Genomic DNA, 8,560 nt, shown 5'->3' with positions numbered 1-8,560 from the left:
TGGTCACCAGCCCCCCACGCCCTCGAAGGCAACGATTCAACGATCTTTCAGCGGCACTCAGAGATACAGGCCCGTGGAGTCCTCCGACCCCTCGAACCGGTCCGCGGCCACGGCGTGCAGGTCGCGCTCACGCATCAGGACGTAGGCGACGCCCCGCACCTCGACCTCGGCACGGTCCTCGGGGTCGTAGAGGACACGGTCGCCGGGCTCGACGGTCCGGACGTTCTGGCCGACCGCCACGACCTCGGCCCAGGCGAGGCGTCGGCCCACGGCCGCCGTCGCGGGGATCAGGATGCCGCCGCCGGAACGCCGCTCGCCCTCGGCGGTGTCCTGCCGCACGAGCACGCGGTCGTGCAGCATCCGGATGGGCAGCTTGTCGTCGTGCTGGGTCTTCTCGCTCACGCCCCGAACCTACCTGCCTTCGGCACTGTCCTCGCCCCCCGCCCGCGCCCCGGCGGGCGTGGCGGTCCGCGTCAGGCCCTGCGGCGCCGGGTGCCGAGGGCGAGGAGGCCGACGACGCCGACGACCACGAGGGCGACGGGCACGATGCGCTCGACCCGGGGTGCCCCGTCCTCGTCGACGAACTGGCCCCTGACGTCGCTGACCACACGGTTGACCGAGACGTACGCCTTGCCGAGGGTGTGGTCGATGTTCGAGACCACCTTGGCCCTGGCGTCGCCCACGATCGTCCTGGGGTGCACGCGGACGCCGATCTCGTCGAGCGTCTCGGCGAGGTTGTCGCGGCGGCGCTTGATGTCCGCCTCGATCTCGGCCGGGGTTCTGATGTCCGAGGTCTCCGCCACCGCGCGGCCTCCCGTTGTCGGTTGTCGGTGAAATCTCTTCGTCGCGGACAGTCTGTCAGCTCCACCCGGCACCGCACCGTCAGGGCCCGCCATTACGCTGGACCGATGAGCGAGCGACTCCAGCCCGGTGACGTGGCCCCCGCCTTCACCCTCCCGGACGCCGACGGCAACGAGGTGTCCCTGTCCGACCACAAGGGCCGCAAGGTCATCGTCTACTTCTACCCGGCCGCCCTGACCCCCGGCTGCACCAAGCAGGCCTGCGACTTCACCGACAACCTGGAGCTCCTCGCGGACGCCGGGTACGACGTCCTCGGCATCTCCCCCGACAAGCCCGAGAAGCTCGCCAAGTTCCGCGAGAAGGAGTCCCTGAAGGTCACCCTTCTCGGCGACCCCGACAAGACCGTCCTCGACGCCTACGCGGCGTACGGCGAGAAGAAGAACTACGGCAAGACCTACATGGGCGTCATCCGCTCCACGATCGTCGTGGACGAGGAGGGCAAGGTCTCCCACGCCCTCTACAACGTCCGCGCGACGGGCCACGTGGCAAAGATCATCAAGGACCTGGGCATCTGACGCCCACCTGCCCACCCACCCGAGAACGGCTCGTGTCCGACACCCCCGGTACGAGCCGTTCCGCATTCCGGACGTAACTGTCCGATGAGCGTTTCGTCACTCCGTACGAGCCACGAACGGATGGCCGGAGGGGAGGGAAATCGATGGGGGCAAGCATCTACACCAAGGAGCGGCTGGAGGAGGCAGCTCGGGGGCGTGGACGCTGTCGGAGGCATCGGGGAGATTGGGGGTGGATCCGAAGGGCTCGACTCGGCGGTACCTCTTCTCTGTTGCCGAGTCCGCCTCTATCGCCGAGGTTCTACGCACCCTGGAACGACCCGACACTGGCAGGCAACGCGCACTGCTACGTGGGTGGATGGCCGAGGAACACCTGACGACGGACCACTTCCTGGGGCAAGGGCACCAGCGAGGCAAGCCAGACACGGCCGCCAAGCGCCCCCGACGAAATCCTGGTCCAGCACGACGGCAGGCGTCGGACGAAGACCCACCTGCTACGCCGCGCGCCGCGTGAGGTCGGCGTCTCCGAGGTGTGCGCCGACTGCGGGACGGGCTCCGAGTGGCTCGGAAGACCCATGACCCTGGAGGTCGGTCACGTCAACGGGGACTGGAGCGACGACCGGCGCGAGAACCTGCGGTTGGTGTGCCCCAACTGCCACGCGATCACGAGCACGCGGTGCCGGGGCGGACGTCGGCAGCGGGGCTAGCCCGCTACCATGGCTGACAGCTGGCGGCCGTTGCTGAATGGTATAAGCAGAGGTTTTAGGTGCCTCGGGGCATTTGCCCATGTGGGTTCGACTCCCATCGGCCGCACAAGCAGAGAGGCCGCTCGGCTGAGCGGCCCCTCTTCTCTTTGCTCAGCCCACCAGTTCCCGCAGCACCGGCATCAGCCCCCGGAACGCCTTGCCCCGGTGGCTGATCGCGTTCTTCTCCTCCGCCGTCAGTTCCGCGCAGGTCCGGGTGTCGCCGTCCGGCTGGAGGATGGGGTCGTAGCCGAAGCCGCCGGTGCCGACCGGCGTGTGGCGGAGGGTGCCCCTCAGCTGTCCCTCGACCACCCGTTCCGTGCCGTCCGGCAGGGCTAGGGCGGCGGCGCAGTTGAAGTGGGCGCCCCGGTGCTCGTCGGCGATGTCGCCGAGCTGGGCGAGCAGGAGGTCGAGGTTGGCCTTGTCGTCGCCGTGGCGGCCGGCCCAGCGGGCGGAGAAGATGCCGGGGGCGCCGCCCAGGACGTCGACGCAGAGGCCGGAGTCGTCGGCGATGGCGGGGAAGCCGGTGGCGCGGGCCAGGGCGTGGGCCTTCAGCAGGGCGTTCTCGGCGAAGGTGACGCCGGTTTCCCGGACGTCGGGGATGTCGGGGTAGGCGTCCGCGCCGACGAGTTCGTGGGCGAGGCCCGCGTCGGCGAGGATGGCCTTCAGCTCGGTGAGCTTTCCGGCGTTGCGGGTGGCGAGGATCAGGCGGGTCATGCCCACCAGTATCGCCACCCGCCGAGGGGGCCGTTACGGGGTGCAGACCTTCGTCAGCTCGCCCGCCGCGTCCGTGATGCCGCTGATGTCGGGGGTCGTGTCGCCGTTCTCCACGGCGGTGCGAGTGTCGGTGACGGCCTTCTGCAGGGAGTCGACGGCCTTGTTGACGTCGGTGTTGTCGGTCTTGTCACCGATGTCGTCGAGGCTCTTGTCGATGGAGGCGAGGGACTCCTCCAGCTGTGTGGGGTCGTCCGCCGCGTTCTGCACGGCCTGCTGGAGGTCGTCCACGCTCCGGGCGATGGCGTCGGCGGTCTGGACGCAGTCCAGGGCCTTGTTCACGGCGTCGCAGCCGGTGGTCAGCCCGGCTGTCAGGGCGACGGCAGCTACGGCTCCGGCGATGGTGGTCATGCGGCGTCGGCGGCTCGCGGCCATGGAACGGTCCTCCTACTGGTTGCAGGCCTGACGGCCCCGGGGTACGGCTGGCGCCGTGTGGCCGGGCGCACGGTGATGTGCCGTACGCCCGTATGGGCAAGGACGCGGACGGGGCCGCCGTGGTTGCCGACGGCGGCCGCGCTCTTGGGGTGCCCTTTACCTTTCGAGGACCGTATCAAGGGCCTTGCGCTGCAGGAGTGCCAGCTCCGTGCAGCCCGAAACGGCCAGGTCGAGCAGGGAGTTGAGCTCCTCGCGGGCGAACGGCTCGGCCTCGGCGGTGCCCTGGACCTCGACGAAGCGGCCGTCGCCGGTGCAGACGACGTTCATGTCGGTGTCGGCCTTGACGTCTTCCTCGTAGCGGAGGTCGAGGAGGGGGACGCCGCCCACGATGCCGACGGAGACGGCCGAGACGGTGCCGGTGAGGGGCTGGCGATTGGCCTTGATCAGCTTCTTGCCCTGGGCCCAGGACACGGCGTCGGCCAGCGCGACGTACGCGCCGGTGATGGCCGCCGTGCGGGTGCCGCCGTCGGCCTGGAGGACGTCGCAGTCCAGGACGATCGTGTTCTCGCCGAGCGCCTTGTAGTCGATGACGGCGCGCAGGGAGCGGCCGATGAGGCGGGAGATCTCGTGGGTGCGGCCGCCGATCCGGCCGCGTACGGACTCGCGGTCGCCGCGGGTGTTGGTGGCGCGGGGGAGCATGGAGTACTCGGCGGTGACCCAGCCCTCTCCGCTGCCCTTGCGCCAGCGGGGGACGCCTTCGGTGACGGAGGCGGTGCAGAAGACCTTCGTGTCGCCGAAGGAGACGAGGACGGAGCCCTCGGCGTGCTTGCTCCACCCACGTTCGATGGTGACCGGGCGGAGCTGTTCGGGGGTGCGGCCGTCGATTCGAGACATGGCGCTGAGCCTATCGGCACATACGGAGGGGGCCCCTCCCCCGGCGGTCCGGGAGAAGGGGCCCCTGCCGTGAGCGCGCGTGGCTCACATCATGTCCTCGATCTCCGCGGCGATGGGGTCGGCGTCCGTGCCGACGACGACCTGGATCGCGGTGCCCATCCTGACGACGCCGTGGGCGCCGGCGGCCTTGAGGGCGGCGTCGTCGACGAGGGAGGGGTCACGGACCTCGGTGCGCAGGCGCGTGATGCAGCCCTCGACCTCTTCGATGTTGTCGAGGCCGCCGAGTCCGGCGACGATCTTCTCAGCCTTACTGGCCATGGCCACTCTCCCTGTCTTCCCCTGCGGAACGGGGTGCGGAACCGTACGCGGACAGTCTGCGGGACCGTCCGCGACTGGTCTACACCACTGGGCATCCGGTCGCCAAACGCAATCCGGGCTCCGGGCGGCGGCGAGGGTCTCGCGGCCGGGACGTCGCCCGGGAAATGGGGAGGACGAGAAACCGGGAGCACGGGAATGGGGAGTACGGGAACGCGGGAGTACGGGAACGCGAGAATGCGCCGCCCCGGCCGGGGAGTTCCCTCGCGACCCCTTGCTGTACACCGTACAGTGATCACCATACGCCGTACAGTCGGTCCTCTGCGTGCACAGCCGCCGTACAACGCCGCACCTCCACCCGGAAGTTGACTCACCATGACCACGGCCCCCACCGACAACCCGTCCCGTGCCGAGGATCCGCCGCCGTCCTGCCGTGATCTGATCGGCACCCTCGCCCAGACCGACCGGCGTGACGCCTTCGCCGCCCTCGCGCTCGGCGCGACCTCCATGGCCGAGGTGGCGGAGCGGGCGGGGCTGCGCCCGGCGGCCGCCGCCGTCGCCCTGCGGAAGCTCGTCGACGGCCGGATCGCCGCGTACGACGCCGACACGCGCGCCTACCGGCTGATCGACGACACCTTCCGGCTCGCCGTTCAGGCGGAGGTACGGATCTCCGGGCGGGGCGGCGGTGACGGCGCGGGGGCCTACTTCCGCAAGGGGCGGCTGACGTCGATCCCCGGCACGGCGGAGATCCGCACCCGGGTCCTCACCGTGGTGGCCGATTCCTTCGAGGCCGGGGTCACCTACTCGGAGGCCAAGGTCAACGCGATCTGCGGGCAGTGGTTCGACGACTGGGTCACCCTGCGCAGGGCGCTCGTGGACGAGGAGCTGCTGCGGCGCGACGAGTCGGGCACCCGGTACGAGCGCGTCTGACCGTACGCCGACCGGCATGACCGCATGACCGCATGACCAGGGCCTGGACCCTCGAGTACGACCACGACCGCCCGCTTCCGCGACGCGATGAAAGGCGGTCGACGCCCCTCTGCGGATACGCGGCTATCCGCCCCCGGCGACCATGCCGGGCAGCGGCGCCCTGCGGGTGAGCGAGGGGCGTCGTACGCCTTCCCGGCGACACGACGACGGGCGTCACCCGCACCGACAGCGGGGCCGAGCGCTGTCGGTGGACGGCTTGATCCGCGCGACCGGGACGGCCCGCGCCACACCGACCTCGTCATCGCGGAGCCGCGCTCACGGCGGCGGCGCACGCTCGGCACCCGGACGGAGTCCGTCCACACCGCACGGGGGCCGGGAGCCGTTCCGCCGACTGTCGCCGGTCGCCGCCGCTCGTCCGTGAGCGCCCCCATCCGCGGGCCGCCGTGGCAGATCGGGTGCACTCCTCGCGCCGGCATGGGCACACCGTTCGGGCCGAGCGCTCCTCCCTCCCGCCCCCCTCCGAACCTCGGCGCAGTTCGAAGTCCCTTGCGGCGGTACCAGGTTCGCGGTTTCCACGCCGATCGAGACACCCCGCGCGCTCTCCGGGTCCGCCCGGGCACGCTCCCGGACCCGCGCGCACCCTCCGCGACCGGCTCGGAATCCCGCAGGAATCGAGGGTTCCTGATCCCGACCCCCATCTGCTACAACAGGTCTACACCACTGAGTGGTGTAGACCACCACCCGATGGAGGAAGTCCATGAGCACTGCCACCGCGCCAACGGCGGCCCCCGCGAAGAAGTGGGGATCCGGTCTTTTCCAGGGCCTGCAGAAGGTCGGCCGCAGCTTGCAGCTGCCCATCGCCGTGTTGCCGGCGGCGGGCATCCTGCTGCGCCTCGGCCAGGCCGACGTACAGGAGAAGCTGAACCTGCCCGACAAGGTCACGGCGGTCTTCGCCACGGCCGGTGGCGCGATCTTCGACAACCTGCCGATGCTGTTCTGTATCGGTGTCGCGATCGGCTTCGCCAAGAAGTCGGACGGCTCGACCGCGCTGGCCGCCCTGGTCGGCTTCCTGGTCTACAGCAACGTCCTGAAGGCCTTCCCCGTCACCGAGGCCAAGGTGCAGGCCGGCGCCGACGCGGCCGCGACCTACAACAACCCGGGTGTCCTCGGCGGCATCCTCATGGGCCTGCTCTCCGCCGTGCTGTGGCAGCGCTACCACCGCAAGCAGCTGGTGGACTGGCTCGGCTTCTTCAACGGCCGCCGACTCGTCCCGATCATCATGGCCTTCGTCGGTACCGCGATGGGCGTCTTCTTCGGTCTGGTCTGGGAGCCCATCGGTGAGGTCATCTCCGACGCCGGCGAGTGGATCACCGGGCTGGGCGCGGCGGGTGCCGGCCTGTTCGGTCTGATCAACCGCGCGCTGATCCCGATCGGCATGCACCAGTTCGTCAACACCGTCTCCTGGTTCCAGATCGGCGACTTTACCAACTCCGCCGGCACCGTCGTACACGGTGACCTGAACCGCTTCTTCGCCGGTGACCCGACCGCCGGTCAGTTCATGTCGGGCTTCTTCCCGATCATGATGTTCGGTCTGCCGGCCGCCGCGATCGCGATCGCGCACTCTGCCCGCCCCGAGCGCCGCAAGGCCGTGATGGGCATGATGATCTCGCTCGCGCTGACCTCCTTCGTGACCGGTGTGACCGAGCCGATCGAGTTCTCGTTCATGTTCATCGCCCCGCTGCTGTACGTGATCCACGCGGTGCTCACCGCCATCTCCATGGCGGTCACCTGGGCGCTCGGTGTCCACGCGGGCTTCACGTTCTCCGCGGGCGCCATCGACTACGGCCTCAACTGGAGCCTGGCCACCAAGCCCTGGTTGATCATCCCGATCGGCCTGGTCTTCGGCGCGATCTACTACGGCGTCTTCCGCTTCGCCATCACCAGGTTCAACCTCCCCACCCCGGGCCGTGAGCCCGAGGAGGAGGTGGAGGACCTCACCAAGGCGTGAGATCCCGACCGCCGTACGGCATGACGAAGGCCCCGGGAGGTCCCGGGGCCTTCGTGCGCACACGAGGACTCAGATCTCGTAGGACATCCTCGGCACCGCCAGCTCCACCGGGCCGTCGTACACCGCGCGGGCGTCGACCAGGTTGACCTGCGGGTCGGTCCACGGGGGGACGTGGGTGAGGACGAGACGGCGGGCGCCCGCGCGGGCGGCCGTCTCCCCGGCCTCACGGCCGTTGAGGTGGAGGTCCGGGATGTTCTCCTTGCCGTGCGTGAAGGCGGCCTCGCACAGGAACAGGTCTGCGTCGCGGGCCAGTTCGTCGAGGGCGGCGGTGACACCGGTGTCCCCGGAGTACGTCAGGACCCGGCCGCCGTGCTCGATCCGGATGCCGTACGCCTCGACGGGGTGGGCGACCCGTTCCGTGTGGACGGTGAAGGGGCCGATGTCGAACGTGCTCGGCTTGACCGTGTGGAAGTCGAAGACCTCGCTCATGGAGGAGGCGGACGGGGTGTCGGCGTAGGCCGTGGTCAGACGCTGCTCGGTGCCCTCCGGTCCGTAGACCGGGAGGGGGTCGCAGCGGCCGCCGTCGTGGCGGTAGTAGCGTGCGACGAAGTACGCGCACATGTCGATGCAGTGGTCGGCGTGCAGATGGCTGAGGAAGATCGCGTCGAGGTCGTAGAGACCGCAGTGGCGCTGCAGCTCGCCGAGGGCACCGTTGCCCATGTCGAGGAGCAGCCGGAAGCCGTCGGCCTCTACGAGGTAGCTCGAGCAGGCCGATTCCGCGGACGGGAACGACCCCGAGCAGCCGACGACGGTGAGCTTCATAGGAGCTGGAACCTCCGCGCTGGCGTGAAGTCGTGACAGTCGTGTCAGTCGTGACGTGCAGACGGGTTGCGGATTGCAGTTGGCGGGGTTGCGAAGTTCGGGCGTGGGTGCAACGAGAGTGGTGCGGTCCGTTGAGCGTAAGGCGCGAAAGGGTGGGTCGCTCCTCCGCCAGGGGCCGTTGTGGGCGAACTCACCTGTGGTGTCACCGGTTCGGCTGGTCATAGGGCCGTTGGGGCGCGCATGGGCCGGGGTGAGGCGTCATCAAAGAGCGTGGGAGCGCGCGAGGGGGCGGGCGTTGCGTGGTGCGCGCCGGTACCGTCGTCGCT

General features: G+C 69.9%; 10 protein-coding genes, 1 tRNA gene and 1 pseudogene. 5 read left to right on the top strand and 7 right to left on the bottom strand.

Annotation, left to right across the window (positions count from 1 at the left end):
• Nucleotides 1-57: 57 nt before the first annotated feature.
• Both ACFU5F_RS20120 and ACFU5F_RS20115 read right to left on the bottom strand, forming a co-directional pair.
• Nucleotides 58-402, bottom strand: coding sequence for a co-chaperone GroES (locus ACFU5F_RS20120; protein ID WP_005486682.1), 345 nt, complete (start codon nt 400-402; stop codon nt 58-60).
• Nucleotides 403-473: 71 nt separating this feature from the next.
• Nucleotides 474-803, bottom strand: coding sequence for a DUF3618 domain-containing protein (locus tag ACFU5F_RS20115; RefSeq protein ID WP_383888866.1), 330 nt, complete (start codon nt 801-803; stop codon nt 474-476).
• Nucleotides 804-908: 105 nt separating this feature from the next.
• On the opposite strand from ACFU5F_RS20115, the gene bcp reads away from it, so the two are divergent.
• The 3 genes and pseudogenes from bcp (at nt 909) to ACFU5F_RS20100 (ending at nt 2,186) form a co-directional block, all read left to right on the top strand.
• Nucleotides 909-1,376, top strand: a complete 468-nt coding sequence (gene bcp, locus ACFU5F_RS20110; protein ID WP_383888863.1) for a thioredoxin-dependent thiol peroxidase — start codon at nt 909-911, stop codon at nt 1,374-1,376.
• Between the two features lie 143 nt (nt 1,377-1,519).
• Nucleotides 1,520-2,080: pseudogene (locus ACFU5F_RS20105) on the top strand (HNH endonuclease).
• Nucleotides 2,081-2,103: 23 nt separating this feature from the next.
• A tRNA-Leu gene (locus ACFU5F_RS20100) sits at nt 2,104-2,186 on the top strand.
• Nucleotides 2,187-2,230: 44 nt separating this feature from the next.
• Here ACFU5F_RS20100 and rdgB read toward each other — a convergent pair.
• From rdgB to ACFU5F_RS20080, 4 genes are all read right to left on the bottom strand, one after another.
• Nucleotides 2,231-2,833, bottom strand: a complete 603-nt coding sequence (rdgB, locus tag ACFU5F_RS20095) for an RdgB/HAM1 family non-canonical purine NTP pyrophosphatase (RefSeq protein WP_383888861.1) — start codon at nt 2,831-2,833, stop codon at nt 2,231-2,233.
• A gap of 33 nt (nt 2,834-2,866) precedes the next feature.
• Nucleotides 2,867-3,265, bottom strand: a complete 399-nt coding sequence (locus ACFU5F_RS20090) for a hypothetical protein (protein WP_383888858.1) — start codon at nt 3,263-3,265, stop codon at nt 2,867-2,869.
• Nucleotides 3,266-3,421: 156 nt separating this feature from the next.
• The gene (gene rph, locus ACFU5F_RS20085) at nt 3,422-4,159 is read right to left on the bottom strand and encodes a ribonuclease PH (RefSeq protein WP_383888856.1); all 738 of its coding nucleotides are present in this window, start codon (nt 4,157-4,159) and stop codon (nt 3,422-3,424) included.
• 84 nt (nt 4,160-4,243) lie between these two features.
• Complete coding sequence (locus ACFU5F_RS20080) at nt 4,244-4,477, bottom strand: glucose PTS transporter subunit EIIB (RefSeq protein ID WP_383888853.1); 234 nt, start codon at nt 4,475-4,477, stop codon at nt 4,244-4,246.
• Nucleotides 4,478-4,849: 372 nt separating this feature from the next.
• Here ACFU5F_RS20080 and ACFU5F_RS20075 point away from each other — a divergent pair, with 372 nt between their 5' ends.
• Together ACFU5F_RS20075 and ACFU5F_RS20070 are read left to right on the top strand one after the other, a co-directional pair.
• Nucleotides 4,850-5,404 carry a DUF2087 domain-containing protein gene (locus tag ACFU5F_RS20075; RefSeq protein WP_383888850.1) on the top strand — a complete coding sequence of 185 codons (555 nt, stop codon included), beginning with the start codon at nt 4,850-4,852 and terminating at the stop codon, nt 5,402-5,404.
• Between the two features lie 757 nt (nt 5,405-6,161).
• Nucleotides 6,162-7,412, top strand: a complete 1,251-nt coding sequence (locus ACFU5F_RS20070) for a PTS transporter subunit EIIC (protein WP_383888848.1) — start codon at nt 6,162-6,164, stop codon at nt 7,410-7,412.
• Nucleotides 7,413-7,481: 69 nt separating this feature from the next.
• Here ACFU5F_RS20070 and ACFU5F_RS20065 read toward each other — a convergent pair whose 3' ends face one another.
• Nucleotides 7,482-8,234, bottom strand: coding sequence for an MBL fold metallo-hydrolase (locus ACFU5F_RS20065; RefSeq protein ID WP_383888845.1), 753 nt, complete (start codon nt 8,232-8,234; stop codon nt 7,482-7,484).
• Between the last annotated feature and the right edge of the window lie 326 nt (nt 8,235-8,560).

Source organism: Streptomyces sp. NPDC057438 (genome assembly GCF_042802995.1).
Classification (GTDB): Bacteria; Actinomycetota; Actinomycetes; order Streptomycetales; family Streptomycetaceae; genus Streptomyces.
The sequence above is the reverse complement of the archived record's forward strand: the minus strand, read 5'-3'. Positions and strand labels throughout refer to the sequence as shown.